Source organism: Actinomyces weissii, assembly GCF_016598775.1.
Classification (GTDB): Bacteria; Actinomycetota; Actinomycetes; order Actinomycetales; family Actinomycetaceae; genus Actinomyces; species Actinomyces weissii.
The window spans coordinates 1,994,898-2,014,575 of record NZ_CP066802.1; the positions used below are offsets into that span (position 1 = coordinate 1,994,898).

The following is a 19,678-nucleotide window of genomic DNA, read 5'->3' on the forward strand; positions in this document are numbered from 1 at the left end:
ACTGCACCGGGCGGCACCTCAGCCCCGGGCCAGTGCCTCCTGGTAGGCGGCAACGTGTGCCCGGGCTGAAGCACGCCAGCTGAACTGCTCGGAGCTGGCCCGTTCCTGGGCGGCACGCCTCAGCTCGGCCCTCCGGCCAGCGTCCACGTGCAGCTCCACCAGTGCCCGGCTGATAGAGGCCGCGTCCAGCCCGCAGTAGGCCACAGCCTGGCCTCCCACCTCCGGCAGGCTGGTCTCGCGCGTGGTCAGCACTGCCGCGCCGCAGGCCATGGCCTCCAGCACCGGCAGCCCGAAGCCCTCGGCGATAGAGGGGTAGGCCAGCACCTCGGAGCCGGACAGGAAGCCCGGAAGGTCCTCCAGCGGCAGGTAGCCCGGACGCAGAACGGTCATGTGCTTGGGCACGGCCGCGAGTGCTGGCTCCACCTCCTGGTCCCACCCCTTGCCGCCTGCCAGCACCAGGGCCGGGGCCTGGGGGTCGTCATGGAAGGCCTGCACCCAGGCCCGCACCAGGTTGGGCACGTTCTTGCGTGGCTCCAGGGTGCCCAGGAAACCGATGTAGCTACGTTCTGCCAGTCCCAGCGCCCTGCGCACCCGCTCGCGCTCGGCGTCGTCCACCGGGTGGAAGACCTGCTGGTCCACCCCGTGGTAGGCGACGTGGAACCTGGATGCCTCACCCCCCACGTACTTCATGGTCTCGTCCCGGGTGGCGGCAGAAGGCACCACCAGGGCGTCCGCCCCGGCCACCGCCCGGCGGATCGCCGTGGTGAAGAAACGCTGCTTCAGACACCCATGAGCCTGCGGGTGAGAGAAGAAGGTAGCGTCGTGCAGGGTCACCACCACCGGCACCTTGTGCAGGGAAGGAAAGGTGTAGTGCGGGCAGTGCAGCACGTCCGGCTGCAGACGCCGCACCAACGCCGGTAGCCCGACCTGCTCCCAGGCCAGGCGGGCAGCCCGGTTCTCCAGGACCGGTGGGACCGGGAACAGATGCGCGCGCGGCACCTTGGCCGAGAAGTGGGCCACGTCCCGCTCCTGCACCGCGAGCGCCAGGTTCACGCCCTCCTTAATGAGCTCAGGGACCAGGTCGTCCACGTAGCGGCCCACACCGCCCAGGTTCGCAGGGATGGCGGTGGCGTCAAGGAGTACCTTCATGCCCGCAGACTAGCCTCCCGACCCCCGCTCCGGGCCGATAAGCGGACTGCTGAGACCGTAACCTGGGTCCATGAGCAAGACCGCACCACTCCCTGACCGCTCCCCAAAGGTCGCCCTGGTGATCGAGCAGCTCTGGCAGCCGGTCCCGGGTGGCTCCGGCACCTACATCGTGGAGCTGGCGCAGGCGCTGCACGCCCAAGGTGCCCGGCTGGCGGGACTGGCCGCCAGGCACCAGCCCTCCCCCACCACCGTCGACCTGGGCCTGCCCCGGCTGCCGGTCAGGTACTCGCTCCTGCCCCGCACGGCCCTGTACGAGTCCTGGAACTGGCTCGGGCTGCCTAGGGCGGAGTCGGTGGTACCTGGTGCCCAGGTAGTGCACGCCACCACCTGGGCCGTGCCGGGGACCCGACTGCCCCTGGCCGTGACCGTGCACGACCTGGCCTTCCTGCGCTCCCCGGAGCACTTCACCCGTCGCGGCAACACCTACTTCAAGCGTTCCCTGGAGCGGACCCGCCAAGAGGCCCGGGTGGTTATCACCCCCTCCCGTGCCACTGCTGACGACTGCGTGCGGGAGGGCGTCCCCGCCAGCCGCATCGAGGTGATCCCCCACGGTGTGCGTACCCTACCCGTCGAGGAGGCGGCAGTAGCCCGCTTCCGCGCCGCCCACGGCCTGCAGCGCGAGTACGTCCTGTGGACCGGCACCCGCGAGCCACGCAAGAACCTGCCGACGCTGCTGCGGGCATTTTCTCTGCTGTCCCCCCAGCACCCTGACCTGGACCTGGTGCTGGTGGGACCGCAGGGCTGGGGCAACGACGCGCAGGAGCAGGAGCTGCTCAGGGAGCTGCCCGGGCGGGTGCACGTGCTGGGCCGTCTCCCCCAGGAGGAGCTGGCCGCGGCGTACCGGGGAGCTCGCGTCTTCGCCTTCCCCTCGCTCTGGGAGGGCTTCGGACTGCCGGTGCTGGAGGCCATGGCCTACGGCACCCCGGTGGTCACGAGCGCAGGCACCTGCCTGGAAGAGGTCTGCGGGGAGGCAGGCCTGCTGGCTGCGCCGCAGGACCCTGCCGCCCTGGCCACCCAGCTGGATCGGGCCGCCGGGGCGGAGCATGACGCGCTGGCCCAGGCCGGGCTGGTGCGCGCGCAGGGCTTCACATGGCAGGCCTCGGCAGCCGCCCACCTGGAGGTGTATCGCTCCTTGGCGGCGGGAGAGCGCCGGTGAGCGCCTTACAGGTGGAGGCCGCAGCGGGCGGGACGGCCCCTGATCGGCCCTCCGTGCGGGTGGTGGTCGTGAACTGGCGGCAGGCTGGGCTGACCATCCGGGCCTGCGAGTCCCTGCGGACGCAGCTGCGCCCCACCGATCGGCTGGTGGTGGTGGACAACGCCTCTGGGGACGGCTCTGCACAACGCCTGCGGCAGGCTGGGCTGGAGGTGGTCCAGTCCGGGCGGAACCTGGGTTTCGGAGCGGGGGTGAACCTCGGGGCGGCAGGGCTGGAGGAGGAGGTGCTGGTCCTGCTCAACAACGACGCCGTAGCCGCGCCTGGCTTCCTGGACGCCCTGACCTCTCCCCTGGTGGCGGCGGGGGCCCCGGACCTGGCGGCCACAACCGCCCTGATCCTGCTGGCTGGCCGGTGGCGTCCCGCCCACGGCGACGAGTCCGCCTTGACGGGCCTGGACGGACGCCGTTGGCACCGGGTCGGGCAGGCTGCTGAGTCCCGCGGGGAGGGGCTGGTGCTGATCAACTCCACCGGGAACCTGGTGGACGGCACCGGTAACGGTTATGACCGGGACTGGCTGAGCCGCGCCGACCAGCTCAGCGCCCCCCGGGAGGTGTTCGGGCTGTGCGGTGGGGCCTGTGCGATCCGTGCCGCCGCCTGGAAGAAGCTGGGTGGCTTCCGGGAGGACCTGTTCATGTACTACGAGGACACCGAGCTGTCCTGGCGCATCCGGGAGGCAGGCTGGCGGGTGGAGTTCGTGGAGTCCGCTGTGGTGCACCATGAGCACGCAGCCTCCTCAGGCCCCCAGTCCCCCATGTTCCTGCGGGTCAACACCCGCAACCGGCTCCTGGTCGCGGCGGTCCACGGCCCGCGCAGCCACTTCTGGCGCGGTCTGGCGCGCACCGTGCTGCGGGCGGCCCGCCACGGCTGCCGCGGCCCGGTGGCCCAGGGCCTGGGGCAGGCGGTGCGGGAGCTGCTGCGCCAGTCTGCGGCAGCTTCCCGGGACGGGCGCCGATCACTGCAAGAATAGGTGCGGTAGACGGCCGCATCGCCGAGCGAAGGAGCCCCAGCATGACCGCACGCGTAACCATAGTCACCCGCACCCGCGACCGTGAGGTCCTACTAGCCCGCTCCTTGGCTTCGGTGCGGGAGCAGAGCCTGACGGACTATGAGCTGGTCGTCGTGAACGACGCCGGGGACCCGCAGGTGGTAGAGCGGCTGGTGGCGGAGCAGCCGGAGGTCTTCCGGGCCCGGATCAAGGTGGTCCACAACCAGCGCTCAGCAGGCAGGGAGGCCGCCCTGGAGTCTGGTCTGGCGGTCTCCCACGGCGAGTTCTTCGCCATCCACGACGACGACGACACCTGGGCCCCGGCCTTCCTGGAGCGTTGCGTCGCCACGCTGGACGCCCACCCGGAGTACGGGGCGGTGGCCACCCGCTGCGTGGTGGTCCACGAGCACCTGGAGGACGGCGTCCTGGTGGAAGACTCCCGGGAGGTGCTGGCGGCCACCACGCACAGCTGGTCCTTGCTGGACACGCTGGTGGCCAACTACGTCCCCCCGATCTCCCAGCTGGTGCGCCGGGACCTGGCTGATGAGATCGGACACTGGGACGGGACCCTGCAGACGCAGGCCGACTGGGACTTCAACATCCGGCTGCTCACTCGCACGGCAGCTGGCTTCCTGGCGGAGGAGCCGCTCGCCTTCTGGCACCAGCGGCCCCCGCAGGGCGGGACCTTGGGCAACTCCGTCGTGGATGACGCCCGGCAGCACCTGGTTGACAACACGACCATCCGGGACCGCTACGCCCGGCAGGAGGCAGCTGAGGGCGGTGTGGGCCACCTGCTAGTCTCAGCCGCCTACTTCCAGCGCCTGCACGACGAGCTGCAGCACCTGGCGGGGGACCTGGGACGCCTGGAGCAGCGGGTCAACAGCGTTGACGCCGCCGTCCACGCCCAGAACCCGGTCCTGGAGGCCCACACCCGGAGCATCGCGACCATTGAGCACGGCACCTTGGGCCTGAGCGAATCAGTCCGGAGCCTTCACGACTACCTGGGGAAGCTGCTGGAGTCCCTGCTGGCCGTGCACCAGGGCCTGGGTCAGAACCTGCAGCGCACTCAGGAGATCCACGACCAGCTGCGCTCTACGCCGGGGGCACTGATTGGCGGCCAGGTGCGCAAGGTAGCCAGGAAGGTGGACACCGTTACCGGGCTGCGTGCCCGCCTGCACCGCCGCCTGCGCTGAGCGGCTGGCTGGCCCGGGCCAGCGCATGGCTCACAGGGAGAGGTCTTCCACGGTGACCGGCTTGGCGGCCCGCACCGGCACCGCCACCATCTGCTGAGGCGGTTCCAGGTTGCCGAACTGGGCGTCCAGGGCCAGCACCCCCCCGGACTCCATGCGGGGCCCGGGAGCGATGTCAAAAGCAGTGGCACGCTGCAAGGCGTCGATAACGCTGGTCAAGTGGGGCGGCTGGATAGAGCCGGATATGACGTAGGTGTTGGGCCGCAGCATGAGGCTGGGAATACGCACGTCCACCGAGCCCTTCCCCGGGCCGATCTCCTCCGGCTGGAAGCCAGCGTCCAGCCCGTGCAGGCCCCAGACGAACATCCCGTCCCGGGTGTCGATAGAGGCGCCGAACACCGGGCGCTTGACCACCTGGTCCGCCTGGTAGTGCAGGCGGATAGTGGCCTGGTCGCCGGTGGACAGGCGCTTGGCTGGCAGCCCGTCAGGACCGAGGATCTCAATGCGCTCGATACGCGCCTCCCCAGAGCCGAAGCGGGTACCACCCTCCCGGAGCTCCTGGGCCCCGTGGGCCACGTCGGAGTACTTGTCGACAAGCGGTGCCGCCGGTCCTACGTCCTGCAGCACCCCGTGGTCCAGCCAGGCGGCCTCGTCACAGAAGGTGCGCATCTGCTCCAGCCCGTGGGACACGACCACCACGGTGCGGCCCTGCTCCCGGAAGTCCGCGAACTTGCCCATGCAGCGCTCCTGGAACTCCATGTCCCCGACCGCCAGGACCTCGTCGACTAGCAGGATCTCCGGCTCCACGTGGATAGACACGGAGAAGCCCAGACGCACGTACATGCCTGAGGAGTAGTTCTTGACGGGCTGGTCGATGAACTCGGCCACACCGGAGAAGTCCACGATGTCATCGAACTTGGAGTCGATCTCCTTGCGGGACATCCCAAGAATCGCGCCGTTGAGATAGATGTTCTCCCGGCCAGACAGCTCCGGGTGGAAGCCGGAGCCTACCTCTAGCATGGCTGCCATGCGGCCGTGGGCCGTAATGCTGCCCCGATCTGGGGTGAGGATCTTGGCGATGCACTTCAGCAGCGTGGACTTGCCGGAGCCGTTGTGCCCGAGCAGCCCGAAGGTCTTGCCCTCCGGGATCTCCAGCGACACGTCCCGCAGGGCCCAGAAGTCCTCATGGGTGCCACGCCCACGCTGCAAGAAGGCGCCCTTGAGGGACTGGTTACGGTTCTTGTAGATGCGGAAACGCTTAGAGACCTCATCCACCTGGATGGCGGTTGCTGGCACGTTCCTCAGAGCTCCTCAACGATCCGGGCGCTGTGGCGGTGGAAGAAGACCGTCCCAGCCGCAAACACCCCTAGGCTCCAGCAGATGCAGGCCGCCCAGACCCCTGCTGAGGGCACAGCGAAGTCGTACAGGCAGGAGCGGAAGGCTTCCAGGAAGGTCTCAGCAGGGTTGAGCCGGAATATCGTGGTGATCGGAATAGGCTGGCCGTTAATGGTCCACCCCTTCTCCGCCAGGTCGTTCTGGACGCTGTCCAGCATGGCTAGGGAGAAGACGACCCCGGAGGCGTACATCCAGACCTGGTTGAAGATCTGCCACAGGTGGCTTATGTCCCGGAAGTAGACCGTAGCGATGGACAGGATGAGCGCCATCCCGGTGGAGAACAGCGCCGCCAGGGCGGTGACGACCAGCAGCACCGGTACCATCAGCAGCACCTGCGGCCCACCCACCAGGCCGCAGATGACCACCAGGACGAGCAGCTCGAAGGCGAAGTCCACCAACAGCGCCAGCACCGCGGAGTAGACCAGCACCTGCCGGGGAAAGTACACCTTCGTGAGCAGCCCGGCGTTGCCGACCAGGGCGTTCATGCCGCTCATGATAGCGCCGGACAAGAAGCTCCAGCACAGCACCCCGATGCCGATCCACAGGGCGAAGGAGTTAATTCCCGAGTTCCGTCCCGGCTGCACACCTCCCCGGAACACCACCCCGAAGATCAGGGCGAACACGGCGACCGTGGCCAGGGGGTTGATGAAGGACCAGACCCGTCCCAGCGTGGTCCCCTTGAACTCTGAGGAGACAGAGCGCTGGGTCAGCCTCAGGGTCAGGTCCAGGACCCGTTTGCGGTCCTCAGCCGCAGCCTTGTCACTGGCCATAGCCGTCCTCCAGCTCCTTGTCGATCCAGTCACACAGGCGGCTGAGGCCCTCAGTGACACTGACCTGCGGCTCCCACCCTAGGCCGGTGCGGGCGGCGGTGGTGTCAGCCCAGGCCGCACGCACGTCCCCGTCACGGAACTGGCCAGTCACGTGAGGCTCTGGGGCGCCGTAGCGCTGGGCGATCACCTGGGCGATGTCCATGATGGTGGTGCGCTCCCCCAGGCCGATGTCGTAGGGGGCGGTCTGCGGCCCAGGATGCAACGCACCTGCCACGACGGCGGCAGCGACGTCGTCGATGAACACGAAGTCCCGGATGATCTGGCCGTCCTCGTACACGGGAATGGACTTGCCTTGCTTGGCCAGGCGCACGAACAGGGAGACGATGCCGGTGTAGGGGTTGATCAGCGACTGTCCAGGACCGTAGACGTTCTGCAGGCGGAAGAGCACCGGGGTGACCCCGAAGGAGCCGCACCAGGAGGCCACTAGGTTCTCCTGGCAGAACTTGGTGGCGGCGTAGACGTTGGCAGGGTTGGCCTGGACCTGGCTGGACTGCTGGGCGGTGGGGGTAAGGCCGGGGAAGTCCCACTGGCCCGCCTCCAGCATGGCGTGCGTGCGCTGGCCCGGGTAGCTGGTCCGCCCTTGGGCGTCCACCCACATACCCTCGCCGTAGGTGGCGCGGGAGGAGGTCAGGACGATCCGCTCCGGCAGGGCCTCGTGACGTACCAGGGCGTCCAGCATCTGGGTGGTGCCGACGACGTTGACCTGCGCGTGGCGGGTGGCCTCCGTCAGGGACTGGCCGGTGCCGGTCTCGGCGGCCAGGTGGATGACGACGTCGGGGCGCACGGCGGCAAGCAGCCGGTCCCAGTCGGCCGCGCGGGTCACGTCGGTCACCTGCATCTGCACGCGCGCATCCAGTGCTGCGGGACGCTCCTGGGTGGCGTGCACCTGCGGGTGCAGGTTGTCCACGGCCACAACCTGGTCGAAGGTCTCTGCCAAGCCCTTGGAGATCGCGCAGCCAATGAAGCCGGCTCCGCCGGTCACCAGGCAGGTGCGTGTCATCAGATTCTCTTCCCGTTCGTCTTCCTGTGCCAGGGCAGCCGCCAGCCTACAACGCCGTCGTCTGCCTCAGCGCTCCGTGGGAGCGACCTGCGCCACCCACCACCGGCCCTGGAAGCACCGGGAGCAGAAGGCCACCACGGCGTTACTGACCCGGTCCAGGGCCAAGGCCAGCAGGAAGGTCAGCGCGCACACGGCCGCGAGCATCACCACCCGCTGGGTCAGGAGGAAGCCGGTGGTGTCGATCTTGGCGTAGAGCTCCATGATCACCACGTGGTGGACCAGGAAGATGGGGTAGGAGTACTTGGCCACCAGGGCTACGCCCTCACGCACCGGAGCGATCGCCACGAAGCGTCCTGCCACTACCAGGCACAGGAAGGCGCTGATCCCCACAAAGGTCGTGGCCAGGTCCTCCGGGACCTGGGTGGGCAGCTGGGCAGAGACCGCCATGACGGCCATAGCTGGCAGCACCACCGCCCAGTGGACCCGCCGCACGTACTTGACGAACAGCATGCCGAAGACCAGCTCGGGCAAGCGGGTGGGCAGGATCACCGCTGAAGGTAGGCCCGGGTGCGTGTAGAAGTACCACAGGCTCAAGGCGTACCCCCCCATGACCACGGCGGCGGTGGCCACCGGGAAGCGCTCCACGCCCCACAGGAGCAGCGGGAAGACCAGGTAGAACAGGACGATGAAGCCCAGGAACCACTCCCCCAGCAGGTAGGTGGTAGGTACCTGGAAGTTGGCCAGCAGGCCATCCATACCGATCACAGTGAAGACGACGTTACGCAGCGGAGCCGTGATCGGAGGGAAGCCCTTGGTGTCAACGAAGTAGTACAGGACCGCACCGACCCAGGCGATCCAGTACATCGGGTAGATACCTTTGAAGCGCTTCCAGTAGAAACGGCGCAGGTCCAGCCGCCCCCGGCCGCCGTAGGTGTAGGTCAGGGCCGCCCCGGAGATGATCAGGAACAGGGACACCCCCAGCCCGCCCACGTAGATGCCGAAGGGGGTGTTGGTCAGCAGGTAGCCCTGCTGGGTGAGGTAGGGGTTGTTGAAGTGGGTCAGGACGATTATGAGCGTGGCCAGGGCCCGCACCAGGTCCAGGTAGAAGATCCTGGCGCGTGGCGGGGCCTTCGCCACGGCGGACCCGTCGCTCACCTGACTGCCTTACGGACGGTCCCGTACAGGGACTGCAAGGGCGGGTGCAGCCTGGCGGGCACCCGGCGCTTGACCACCCGCTTAAGGCCCCTGACCAGCTCCCGCTTGGCACTGACCTCGCCCAGGCGCTCACCCATGCGGGTGATCATGTCACGCTGTGGGCCGGCCCACTCCAGACGGCGGTGCACCTCACCGGTGTACTCGCGCATGTAGAAGGCCAGGGAGGTAAGCTCGATGCGGGCGAAGCGGTCCGAGAAGAGCCAGGCGCAGAAGTAGCCTGCCCCTTGGGCCACGTAGCCGTAGGCCCGCTCGATCGCGTGCAGCAGGGTGCCGTCGTTGTTGTTGGGCTCAGGCGGGAAGTGGTCCCACTGCCAGTCGTAGTCGAAGAGCTTCTCCAGGGCCTTGGGGCGGAACCAGAACATGGTACCTAGGGGGGCGATAGGCTCCTTGCTGCTGTCCAGCGGAACCTGCACCCCCAGCTCCTTGAGCAGCGAGGCGGTGAGGCTGAAGTTCGGCCCCCAGGCGGCGGTGTACACAGGGAAGTAGTCGCCGTGGTTAGGGGGCGTGGGCATGAGCATGCCCAGGCGTGGCTCCTGGTCGAACTTGGCGATGACGTTCTCCACAAAGGCCGGGGTCGGCAGCAGGTTCTCAAAGCACTTGAGGGCGAAGCCCTCGCCTTTGCTCTGCATGTCCAGCTGGGTGACTTTCTTGTCGTGGACGAAGCACACCAGGTCGTAGTCCATGATGACGTCCTTGACGCCGACCAGCAGCGCCGAGACGTCCCGGCCCCGGTTCTCGATCAGCCGGACTTCTACGTGGTAGGGCAGCTCGTCGCAGGCCTGCTTGACCAGCCGGGCCTTCTCGGCGGAGCCGACGGTCAGGAACACGTCACAGCCCTCGGGCATGGAGCGGATGTACCCTAGGGTGGATTCCAGCAGGTCCATGTAGTACAGATGCGCCACCAGCGCGACCTTCTGGGACTGCGGGGGCCGGGAGACGGTCTCCGTGGGCAGCACGTAGGTGAGCTGCAGGTTCTTGACGGCGTCTGCCATGTTCACAGACCGGGTCACGTTGTCCCAGATCAGGTTGGTGTCAAAGCTGGTGTGGTCGCGCAGGTACTCGTACAGGTCCACGGTGGCGTTGCCCGCACTCTGCGCCACCAGGTCACCGTAGCTGTGGAAGAAGGAGCGACGCTTGAACACCGGGCAGCGCTTCTCCTCAATGAGCTTTCGGGGGGCGAAGAGTATGGGCTGGTAGGTGAAGCCCTCCAGGTCCTCGGTGTTTACGTAGACGTCCGAGACGAATCCCAGCCGCTCGAAGCGCTGGGTGAAGGGGGCCTCGTGCATACCGACCGAGTACTCGTAGCCGTTGATCATCGGCATGTTGTCCCAGTACTCCTGGAAGGCATGGGAGGTGACCAGGGAGCGGCGGTAGGCGTGGAAGTGCGACTGCAGGTGGCGCGGGATGTAGCCCTCGGGGAGGGTGCCGAAGGGATCTAGGTCAGCCTGGTGGAACCAGGTGACGCCCCAGAAGTCGACATCCCTCCGCCCCATCTCCGTGTACATCTCCGCGAAGGGGTACACCGGCCCCATGATGGTGAAGTTGAACAGCACCACCTCGTCGAACTCGGAGAGCCTCTCCCAGCCGTAGGACTCCATGGCGGTCTTGTAGGCCCAAACGTCCAGGCCCACGTTCTCCCGGACGATGATCTTGTCCGTGAAGGCCGCCAGCTTGCGGTAGCTGTTGGCGGTGAGCAGCCCGTTGACCACGACCGTCAGCTCGGTGAGGTTCTTGACCATGTCGGCGAGCATGGTCTCCACGTAGGAGTCGACCACCCCGTCTCCGTCGTAGAAGAAGAAGATGCCGAGACGTTTGGGGGAGTCGCCGAGGATCATGGGGGTCCCTTCAGGGCTGTACTGGTTGGGGAAGCTGAGGAGCAGGAGCGCTCAGCGCTGGTCCGCAGCCATGATGGCGCGGATCTTGGTGGAGTCCCCCCACACTCCGGGCGAGTCGTAGGGGCGGTCCGGGAAGGCGCCGTACTCCAGGGTGATGTCCAGGCCGTGCTCCTGGATGTAGTCCTCCACGCGCTGGGCCAGGGTAATAGGTTCCCCGGTACAGGCGTTGATGACCCCGCAGACATCGTCCTGGTCCACGATCGCCGCGATCTGGGCAGCCAGGCCGTCCACCGAGATGAAGTCGTACTGGTTCCTGCCGGTGGTGAAGGGGAAGGTCTTGCGCCCCTCCTCAGCGGCAGCGAGCAGCTTGGAGAAGATCGAGCTGCCGAACTTGTCGTCCCCGACGATGTAGTAGGCGCGGATCCACTGGAAGGCCGCCCCGTTGGCCTGGGTGGCCAGGCGCGTCAGCTCCCGCAGGGCGTTCTTGGAGATGCCGTACAGGGAGGCGGGGGCACAGGGAGAGTGCTCGTCGATAGCCCCCTCCCAGTAGCCGACCTCGTGCATGGTGCCCATGACAGCCAGGTGCTTGAGGCCTCCGGCCAAGAGGTTCTCAATCAGGTGGTAGTGCTTGGCCAGGTCGTCGATGTGGGCGGGCGAGTTGTGCTTGAAGCCGTCACGCCATGCCATGTGCAGGACGACGTCGGGACGCCCCATCTGCTCGTAGATGTCCGCGTCCCCGGAGAACAGGTCCACCGAGAGCCGCTCAGCCCGCTCGTCTACGCCGTCCAGGCGCAGGTCCAGGGCCTTTACCGACAGGCCGCGCCCCAGGAGCGCAGTGACGACGTGACGACCGATGTAGCCACCAGCCCCGGTGACGAGAACAGACTTTGCCATGACCTCAGATCATAACAGCGCTGGGCACAGACCTTGGGCGGCAGCGGGCTCCTGCTGCCCCAGACGCGTTCACCTGACTGTGCCTGAGACGACAAGCACCAGGTCGCCGGGGACCTCGGCCCCGTTGTAGGTGGTGCGGTTACGGTCCAGGTCAGGGTTGATCTGGACGCGGGCCAGCCCGCCCTCGGTGTTCTGACTGGTTATCCGCAGCGTGTAAGGGGTGCCCGCCTCCAGGAGCAGCCCTGAGGTGGGCAGCTGCGTGACCTTGTCGCCCAGGCTGTTGGCAGGCATGGTCGTCGTGAAGACCTGCCTCCCGCTGCTGTCTGACAGGGAGACAGTGATGGTGGAGGAGTCGATCCACAGCACCGTGGAAGCCATGAAGCCCACGCCGATCGACTCGGTCTCGGTGCTCTGCTCCAGCTGGAAGGTCTCGCTGAGCTCTGCCCCCGGGGCCAGCAGGTTGCCCTCCCCCGCCGTCGGGGCGGCGTGGGCGCTGGTGTAGACGACCGGCACGGCAGGCACGAAGTAGGTGACCAGCAGCAGCCCCGCGAAGCCGAGGGGGGCCAGCAGCCTGGTCCAGGCCACCGAGCGGGGCAGACGCTCAAGGTTACCCATCTGCTCCAAGAAGCCCCTACCCGGGTAGTTCAGCACCAAGAATGACGCCACTGCGGCTACGAGTACCCCGATGATGAAGGGGGTCCCACCGCCTAGACCCTTGTCGATCAGGACGTCGTTGGGCGTTGGGTAGCGGGGGTACTCCGCCCCCGCTGTCAGGTGCGGCAGCAGCAGCTGCTCGAAGATCGCTCGGTTGTACATGGAGTAACCGATTCGCGTGTACAGCATTACCACGCCGCCGCTCACCACCATCTCCAGGAGGGTGTTGAGCACCAGGTGCCGCGGGTTCAGGAAGACCATGAGCACGGCGAAGGGGGACATCAGCACCACCCAGTAGGGGTTGAGTGGTACGACCGCCATGAAGACCGCGTAGACGGCCAGGCACAGGTAGATGGCCACGGCGTTGCGCTCGAGGTCGTCAACAGGCCGCTTGGCGTAGGCGAACACGGTCAGGCAGACCATGAACACGACGAACAGGGGGATAGACATGATCGGGGCCCCACCACCGATCCAGCCGATGTGGGTGGCGACCAGGCGGTCCATCATGCCGTCGGTGAAGCCGCTGGTGGCAGCCGCGTAACCGGCGTCCCCGCGGTACAGCAGGCGGCACAGCGCCAGCGGCACCATGCCGGCTACGAGCTGCCCCACCACCACCCGCAGGCGCTTCTCCCGCAGGAGCAGGAGGGGGATGAAGATGAAGACCGCGAAGAGCTTGAGGGTGTTGGCCAGCATGAACCACAGCAGGAAGCGGCGCAGGTCCCCGCGCACGTAGGCACGCATACCCAGCAGGACAGTCAGGACCAGCACGATGTCGTACTGGACCACCACGAAGACCGGCATAAACACGGCCATGGAGGACAGGAAATAGAAGGCCACCCACTTGGCCCGCTCCCGACCGACCCCCAGGTCACGGGCCAGGTCTGCCAGGACCTTGGCGCAGGCGACTGCGGCCACCACCATCATGGTCTTGAGCCACAGCTGGGCCGGGGTGGAGACCAGGTACTCATAGCCGGTGAGCTTGTACAGCACGTAGGTGGGCAGGTTCCACAGGGCGAATACCGCGTACAGAGGTATGTCGTAGACGGCGGGGTGCCCGGTGGAGGTGTTCTGGATGGAGATTGTGTAGAAGTCACGCGGCCTGCCCGATAGCACCGCGTCCAGGAAGTTGAAGGAGTGCTCGAAGGTCGCGCGCACGTCGCCGTACAGGAAGATGACGTAGGCCACTGCCAGCAGGACGGTCAGCAGTGCCCAGTCGACCCGGCCCGGAGCCGCGGTGGCGGTCCACCACCGACCCAGCGAGGAGGCGGCGACCGTGCTGGCCAGCCGGTCACAGTGGCCACTCAGCCGGTCACAGAGCAGGTCGAGGCGGGAGGAGCCTGCGGCCGGGCCCGCCTGAGCGGTCTCCGGGCCCTCCTGCACCGGGCTGGCGGGGGCTGCGGCTTCAGGCTCACGGCCGGTTGCCTGGGGTCGAGCAGACTTCGGGGACTTCATAGGAGGCATGGGTACTTCTTCAGGAGGGTTGCGGTGAGCGCGGACCGGGGCCCAGGCGCTCGAGGAGCAGCTTGCGGGAGATGAAGTTGTAGACGAGCACGATCGCGGTAGCCACGACCTTGCCCACGAAGGGGCTCGCCCCGCCCAAGTTGGTGCAGAGGTACAGCACCAGGGTGTTGAGCCCCAGAGCGACGATGTTGAGGCTCACGTAGGCGGTGAACTCGCGGGCCAGGTTCACCCCCTCGTTGGTGTCAAAGACGTACCGGCGTGAGAGGGCGTAGTTGAGCACCAGCGAGATGGTGAAGGACACGGCGCTGGCTACCAGGTAGGGCACGCCGAGCCAGTACAGCAGCACGAACAGGCTGTAGTCGACGCTGAAGGACAGTCCCCCCACCACCAGGAAGCGCACGAACTGGTTTATGAGCTTGCGGTGCCGGTCCACGGCTCAGTCTCTGTCCACGGAGCCGTCAGCCGGCGCCGTCGTCGCCCGGGGATGAGACTCCACGGCCGGGCCGCCAGCCTCTGCAGCCGTCTCCAACGCGGGTGCGGGGGCGGGGGCGAGACCGAAGCCGACCCGCTCCCCGACGACAACCCGCGGCTTACGGACGATACGACCGTTGATGTTCAGGATGTACTCACCCAGGATGCCGATGAAGAAGAGCTGTACGGCCCCCAGGAAGAACAGCCCGACGGTCCGTGAGGCCTCGCCGACCGGGTAGGCGTTCCAGTCCACCAGCTTCTTGACCAGCACGAAGAAGGCCAGGCCCAGGCACACCAGGCCCACCGCCGCGGCAATGAAGGTGGCCATGCGCATGAGCAGCTTGGTGGAGGAGGTGATCCCCTGCATAGCGAAGTCATAGTTCCGCAGGAAGTTGAAGTTGGACTTACCGCGCGAGCTCTGCGCCTGGTCGTACTGCACGATCTCCAGGCCGATGCCGTACTCGGCCACGACCGCCTTCAGGAAGGGCTGTATGTCCCCAATGTCCTTGAGGACCTCCACGAACTCCCGGCTGTAGAGGCCGTAGCCGGTGAAGCGGGCGATCTGCGGGGTGTCGGAGAACCAGTCGATGAGCTTGTAGTAGAGGTGCCTGCAGGCGGTCATGATCCAGCCCTCGTCGGAGGAGCGGCGCTGCCCCACGACCACGTGAGCCCCGGCCTCCCAGCGGGAGATGAACTCTGGCAGGTTCTCCGGCGGGTCCTGCAGGTCCCCGAACAGCATGAAGGTGGCGTCGCCGCTGCCGTAGGTCAGGGCCGAGAAGACATTGCGGTGGAAACCGAAGTTGCGCGCGTTGAAGACGCCCTTGACCCGGCTGTCCTTCGCGGCCAGGGCACGCACCTGCTCCCGGGTGCCGTCAGTGGAGAAGTCGTCCACGAAGATGATCTCGTAGTCGTAGGCAGGCAGCTGCTCACGGAAGACCTGGTTCAGGCGGTCGTACATGGCCTGAACGCTCTTCTCCTCGTTAAAGCTCGGGATGACGACACTGATCGTCTTCGACGTCACTAGGACTGCTCCTTCACTGCTTCCGACACCTACAGCACGTCAGTAGGGTTTACCTCCAGGCACCCGGCCTGTGGTCCTTCACTATGCCACAGGCGGCACCTCCCCTGGACCGGCGCCGGGCTCGTACGTGAGCACTTGCACCCTGCCCCGAGCAACCGGGACGTCTCAGCGAGGTACCGCCTGTGGCTTGTCTCTCAGCGCCGGCTCAGCCGGAACCAGGAGTTGTAGGTGCGCCAGAAGTTCCGGTTCCCGTAGGCCGAGCACGAGTCGCCCTCACCGTCCATGTTGCGCAGCGCCGCCGCGTTGGGCTGGTAGGGAGTGTAGTTGTACAGCGCCGCGGTGGCCCGGTTCTGGATGGTCACGGGCGCGGAGCCACAGCTACGGCGCGGGTGGTAGGCGATCTGGTAGGTCCCCCCGGACCGGTAGTTGTAGGCCCCGGGACGCTGCCCGTACTCGACCAGCCCGGAGGCACCGTAGTACAGCTGCGTGGCCAGGCCGGAGTAGCTGGGGTTGCACTCCGCGAAGTCCGGGCAGCCGTAGCCCATGGCCTTGGTGTACCGCGTGGTGGTCAGTGCCGCCCCGGAAGCCGTAACCAGGCCCTGCTCCTTCTGCAGCATGACGACCAGCACCTTCGGGTTGATCCCACAGGCGTCAGAGGCTTTGGTGATGATGGTGGCCACGTCCTCGTTGGTGCCAGCCTCGTAGGGCTTACAGTAGGCGGTGTCCATCCGTGCGGTGCTGGCCCGGTAGTCCTTCAGGCAAGCGACCCCACCCGGCCCCGGGGTGCAGTGAGGGTTCTTCGCGTGCAGGAAGCTGCGCAGGGTCTGCACGGACAGTGTGCCCGGCTGGAAGAACTCTGCGTCAGAGATGATGTGGCCTGCCTGGAAGGACCTGGTCCAGGCATCAGGGCCCGCGGGCAGCGGCTGGCCGAAGCGCACCCCTGACGCGGGGGTCCAGTAGGCGACGCCGTTGGCGAAGCGCTGCTGGGCACCGTCCAGGTAAGGCCTCTGCCTGTCCTGTGGCATGCCCCAGGGGGAACGCTCCCAGCCGCTGCGCGCCCAGGCGTTGAGGATCTCACCGGAGAGGAAGACCACCGGCTCTCCCGTACGCCAGTAGGCGATACCGTGCTCAAAGACCTGGTGACGCGTCCCGTTAGGACCGTAGGCGCCGCCCGAGACGGGGTAGCCCATCTCACCGTCCTGCCACCCGTGCCCGCCCCAGGCGCTCAGGACCGGCTCACCCACGAACTGCACGCCCGTGGACTCAGACCAGTACGCCACACCATGGGCAAAACGCTGGTAGAAGCCCCCACCAGAAGAGTCACGCTTCCGGTCCACCGGCATGCCCCAGAAGGCCGACTCCCAACCCAGCTCCGCCCAGGCGATGAGGATCTCACCGGAGAGGAAGACCACCGGCTCTCCCGTACGCCAGTAGGCGATACCGTGCTCAAAGACCTGGTGACGCGTCCCGTTAGGACCGTAGGCGCCGCCCGAGACGGGGTAGCCCATCTCACCGTCCTGCCACCCGTGCCCGCCCCAGGCGCTCAGGACCGGCTCACCCACGAACTGCACGCCCGTGGACTCAGACCAGTACGCCACACCATGGGCAAAACGCTGGTAGAAGCCCCCACCAGAAGAGTCACGCTTCCGGTCCACCGGCATGCCCCAGAAGGCCGACTCCCAACCCAGCTCCGCCCAGGCGATGAGGATCTCACCGGAGAGGAAGACCACCGGCTCTCCCGTACGCCAGTAGGCGATACCGTGCTCAAAGACCTGGTGACGCGTCCCGTTAGGACCGTAGGCGCCGCCCGAGACGGGGTAGCCCATCTCACCGTCCTGCCACCCGTGCCCGCCCCAGGCGCTCAGGACCGGCTCACCCACGAACTGCACGCCCGTGGACTCAGACCAGTACGCCACACCATGGGCAAAACGCTGGTAGAAGCCCCCACCAGAAGAGTCACGCTTCCGGTCCACCGGCATGCCCCAGAAGGCCGACTCCCAACCCAGCTCCGCCCAGGCGTTGAGGATCTCACCGGAGAGGAAGACCACCGGCTCTCCCGTACGCCAGTAGGCGATACCGTGCTCAAAGACCTGGTGACGCGTCCCGTTAGGACCGTAGGCGCCGCCCGAGACGGGGTAGCCCATCTCACCGTCCTGCCACCCGTGCCCGCCCCAGGCGCTCAGGACCGGCTCACCCACGAACTGCACGCCCGTGGACTCAGACCAGTACGCCACACCATGGGCAAAACGCTGGTAGGCACCCTTGCCTGACGGGACCGGCCCGGAGGCAGCCCCCCCGACCATCGCCGAGTGCGCGGCCGCGAAGCGCGCCAAGGCACTGCGCACCGACTCTTTCACCGATGGGGGCACGTGGTTGGAGCGGGTGTTCGTGGAGCCGGTCGAGCCGCTCATCTGCCTCTGGGCGATCTGGCGGATCTGCCCCATCCTGGCGTAGGCGCGCCCACCCGGGCAGGCGGTGTAGCCGACGTCCCGGTGTGCCAGGATCGTAGGCATGTCGACAGTCTGTCCGGCCGGGTAGCGCTCGGTGGTCCTGAAGGTCAGGCCGGAGGAGCCGAGGGCGTCAGGCACTCCGGCCCGCTGCAGGAACCAGCCCGCCAGCTCCCCCACACGGTCCAGCTGAACGGCTGTAGGCTCGGCGCTGGAGTAGTCACCGATCATGGAGATGCCCATGGTGCCGGTGTTGACCCCGCGGGCATGACCGCCGACCGCCATCCTGCCCGCCGCCGAGGACAAGGTGCCGTAGCGACCCTCGAAGACCTGGCCGTACTTGTCCACCAGCAGGTTGTAGCCGATGTCGCCCCAGTTCAGGGTGACCGCGTGGTAGTAGTAGATGCCGCGCACGATCGAGGCCGACTGGTCGGCCGTGTAGCTGTTGGAGCCGGCAGTGTGGTGGACGACCACGTGCTGAGCCTTGGCGTACTCCGGGACCCAGGTCATGTTCTCCTCGTCCGCGTGCCAGTCTGCGCGCGAGAACACGGGCACCGGGACCCCGCTCGCGCTGGTCACGGCCCGTCCGAGCGCCGAGGCTGGGCCGGCACTGGTCCCACCGGCAACTCCCGTGGTGGCGGGTGTCCCCGGGCGCGTGGTCTGCGCGACATCGGGGTCCGCCGCTCCGGCCTCCGCACCCTCCTGCGCAGAGCCTTGGGGGACGGTGCCGGACACGGCCTGCGGCTCCTCCTCCAGCTCTTCGGAAGGCGCCACCGGCGTGGGGTTGGCGGCGACGGCCTTCAGCTCCTCGGCGGTGCGCTCCTGCTCCCCCTTGGGGGCACCGGGCACCAGCACCAGGTGGAGCCCCTTAGGGAGGGTGGGCAGGTGCGCGACCGACTTCAGGACCACGGAGGCCTGGACGGCGTCGGCCCCGGCAGTGACCAGCTCTCCGGTGCCGAGAGCAGGCTTGCCCTCCGGGCCGGTGGCGTCCTCTATCTCGTTGAGGAACCAGGGGCTCCAGGTGCCTTTCTCGCGTACCCGCAGGTAGATCTGTGCGTCCTCCGGCAGGGATCCGCCAGCCTCCCAGGCGAATCCCGCCACCATGAAGTCGTCAACCTCCAGGGGCTGAGTAAGCAGGGTGGCATCCTTCTCCGGATCCACCGGCTCGTCCACCTCCCCGGGATCTGCGGCTGCCATACGGCTCAGTCCGCTCAGGGAGGCAGGGCAGATGCTGGTGCCGTCGGGCACGCAGGAGGGCGTCGTAGCCTGCTCGTCACGGACCGCCTCCGCCTGGATGCTGCTCAGCCCGTCGGTGGCGATCCGCGTGGCGGTTCCGTCCGTGGCGGTAAGACCTAGGAGCTGTACCGGGGCCTGGGTGCTGGGCTGGACCATGGAGGCTGTCTGCCTGGACAGAGGAACTGCACCAGAGACAGGTGCCAGCGTCAGGCTGGCCGTAACCAGGAGGAGTGCTGCAGCGTGGACACCTCGCATGAACATTCCTTTCACATAGCGATTCTGATGACACAGGGCCCAGCCAAGCAGTTGTTACCTGTGTGACTAGTGGGTTCAATGCGCACACTAATCCGGCCACCCCCAAGGCTCCGCCATGTTCACATAAGGGACACCTAATAGCAATCATTGGTGACGCCTACACACCCCTAGGTGAACTGACCCCGGGGGTGAGGCGCGCTTAGTGGTCGTAGGGGTCAGGGAACTTAGGGTTGGGTTGCCCATTAGGTCGTTGTGCCAGCTGGTGGCTACTAGGGTCGGGATACGATAGGTAAAGCATGTGATGACGCCGGGGGGTGCCTGCGTTGCGGCCTTCGAGGCCGGGCTGGTCCTTGAGGGCGTTGCAGG

The 19,678-nt window shown here is 67.2% G+C and carries 14 protein-coding genes; 3 read left to right on the forward strand and 11 right to left on the reverse strand.

Annotated elements, in window-relative coordinates; all coding sequences use genetic code 11:
- Nucleotides 1-18: 18 nt before the first annotated feature.
- Nucleotides 19-1,149 (reverse strand): glycosyltransferase family 4 protein, encoded by a 1,131-nt coding sequence (locus JG540_RS08075; RefSeq protein ID WP_200275223.1) that lies wholly within the window; start codon nucleotides 1,147-1,149, stop codon nucleotides 19-21.
- Nucleotides 1,150-1,219: 70 nt separating this feature from the next.
- On the opposite strand from JG540_RS08075, the gene JG540_RS08080 reads away from it, so the two are divergent.
- From JG540_RS08080 to JG540_RS08090, 3 genes are read left to right on the forward strand one after another with little or no spacing between them, the layout of a single operon-like run.
- Nucleotides 1,220-2,365: a glycosyltransferase family 4 protein gene (locus JG540_RS08080; RefSeq protein WP_200275224.1), complete on the forward strand. Its 1,146-nt coding sequence runs from the start codon at nucleotides 1,220-1,222 to the stop codon at nucleotides 2,363-2,365.
- Nucleotides 2,362-3,390 (forward strand): glycosyltransferase family 2 protein, encoded by a 1,029-nt coding sequence (locus JG540_RS08085; protein WP_234042754.1) that lies wholly within the window; start codon nucleotides 2,362-2,364, stop codon nucleotides 3,388-3,390. The genes JG540_RS08080 and JG540_RS08085 overlap by 4 nt, the downstream gene beginning before the upstream one ends.
- 41 nt (nucleotides 3,391-3,431) lie before the next feature.
- Nucleotides 3,432-4,601: a glycosyltransferase family 2 protein gene (locus tag JG540_RS08090; RefSeq protein WP_200275228.1), complete on the forward strand. Its 1,170-nt coding sequence runs from the start codon at nucleotides 3,432-3,434 to the stop codon at nucleotides 4,599-4,601.
- 30 nt (nucleotides 4,602-4,631) lie between these two features.
- Here JG540_RS08090 and JG540_RS08095 read toward each other — a convergent pair whose 3' ends face one another.
- The 10 genes from JG540_RS08095 to JG540_RS08140 form a co-directional block, all read right to left on the reverse strand.
- Nucleotides 4,632-5,894 (reverse strand): ABC transporter ATP-binding protein, encoded by a 1,263-nt coding sequence (locus tag JG540_RS08095; protein ID WP_229116806.1) that lies wholly within the window; start codon nucleotides 5,892-5,894, stop codon nucleotides 4,632-4,634.
- Nucleotides 5,895-5,899: 5 nt separating this feature from the next.
- Nucleotides 5,900-6,763 carry an ABC transporter permease gene (locus JG540_RS08100; RefSeq protein WP_200275229.1) on the reverse strand — a complete coding sequence of 288 codons (864 nt, stop codon included), beginning with the start codon at nucleotides 6,761-6,763 and terminating at the stop codon, nucleotides 5,900-5,902.
- Nucleotides 6,753-7,823, reverse strand: coding sequence for an NAD-dependent epimerase/dehydratase family protein (locus JG540_RS08105; RefSeq protein ID WP_111836248.1), 1,071 nt, complete (start codon nucleotides 7,821-7,823; stop codon nucleotides 6,753-6,755). The genes JG540_RS08100 and JG540_RS08105 overlap by 11 nt, the downstream gene beginning before the upstream one ends.
- Before the next feature lie 66 nt (nucleotides 7,824-7,889).
- Nucleotides 7,890-8,978, reverse strand: coding sequence for an acyltransferase family protein (locus JG540_RS08110; RefSeq protein WP_200275231.1), 1,089 nt, complete (start codon nucleotides 8,976-8,978; stop codon nucleotides 7,890-7,892).
- Nucleotides 8,975-10,873, reverse strand: a complete 1,899-nt coding sequence (locus tag JG540_RS08115; RefSeq protein WP_200275233.1) for a rhamnan synthesis F family protein — start codon at nucleotides 10,871-10,873, stop codon at nucleotides 8,975-8,977. The genes JG540_RS08110 and JG540_RS08115 overlap by 4 nt, the downstream gene beginning before the upstream one ends.
- Before the next feature lie 51 nt (nucleotides 10,874-10,924).
- Nucleotides 10,925-11,767, reverse strand: a complete 843-nt coding sequence (locus JG540_RS08120) for an NAD-dependent epimerase/dehydratase family protein (protein WP_111836245.1) — start codon at nucleotides 11,765-11,767, stop codon at nucleotides 10,925-10,927.
- Nucleotides 11,768-11,836: 69 nt separating this feature from the next.
- Complete coding sequence (locus JG540_RS08125; RefSeq protein ID WP_234042755.1) at nucleotides 11,837-13,882, reverse strand: hypothetical protein; 2,046 nt, start codon at nucleotides 13,880-13,882, stop codon at nucleotides 11,837-11,839.
- Nucleotides 13,883-13,892: 10 nt separating this feature from the next.
- Nucleotides 13,893-14,315, reverse strand: a complete 423-nt coding sequence (locus JG540_RS08130; protein WP_200275234.1) for a GtrA family protein — start codon at nucleotides 14,313-14,315, stop codon at nucleotides 13,893-13,895.
- A 3-nt stretch (nucleotides 14,316-14,318) separates the two neighbouring features.
- The gene (locus tag JG540_RS08135; RefSeq protein WP_200275236.1) at nucleotides 14,319-15,374 is read right to left on the reverse strand and encodes a glycosyltransferase family 2 protein; all 1,056 of its coding nucleotides are present in this window, start codon (nucleotides 15,372-15,374) and stop codon (nucleotides 14,319-14,321) included.
- A gap of 194 nt (nucleotides 15,375-15,568) precedes the next feature.
- Nucleotides 15,569-19,213 carry an N-acetylmuramoyl-L-alanine amidase gene (locus JG540_RS08140; protein ID WP_200275237.1) on the reverse strand — a complete coding sequence of 1,215 codons (3,645 nt, stop codon included), beginning with the start codon at nucleotides 19,211-19,213 and terminating at the stop codon, nucleotides 15,569-15,571.
- Nucleotides 19,214-19,678: the final 465 nt, after the last annotated feature.

Excerpts from the sequence above, each read along its gene's own strand:
- JG540_RS08115 (WP_200275233.1), bottom strand. The coding sequence starts at position 10,873 with ATGATCCTCGGCGACTCCCCCAAACGTCTCGGCATCTTCTTCTTCTAC.
- JG540_RS08120 (WP_111836245.1), bottom strand. The coding sequence starts at position 11,767 with ATGGCAAAGTCTGTTCTCGTCACCGGGGCTGGTGGCTACATCGGTCGT.
- JG540_RS08080 (WP_200275224.1), top strand. The coding sequence starts at position 1,220 with ATGAGCAAGACCGCACCACTCCCTGACCGCTCCCCAAAGGTCGCCCTG.
- JG540_RS08105 (WP_111836248.1), bottom strand. The coding sequence starts at position 7,823 with ATGACACGCACCTGCCTGGTGACCGGCGGAGCCGGCTTCATTGGCTGC.
- JG540_RS08125 (WP_234042755.1), bottom strand. The coding sequence starts at position 13,882 with ATGCCTCCTATGAAGTCCCCGAAGTCTGCTCGACCCCAGGCAACCGGC.
- JG540_RS08140 (WP_200275237.1), bottom strand. The coding sequence starts at position 19,213 with ATGGTCCAGCCCAGCACCCAGGCCCCGGTACAGCTCCTAGGTCTTACC.
- JG540_RS08075 (WP_200275223.1), bottom strand. The coding sequence starts at position 1,149 with ATGAAGGTACTCCTTGACGCCACCGCCATCCCTGCGAACCTGGGCGGT.
- JG540_RS08090 (WP_200275228.1), top strand. The coding sequence starts at position 3,432 with ATGACCGCACGCGTAACCATAGTCACCCGCACCCGCGACCGTGAGGTC.
- JG540_RS08100 (WP_200275229.1), bottom strand. The coding sequence starts at position 6,763 with ATGGCCAGTGACAAGGCTGCGGCTGAGGACCGCAAACGGGTCCTGGAC.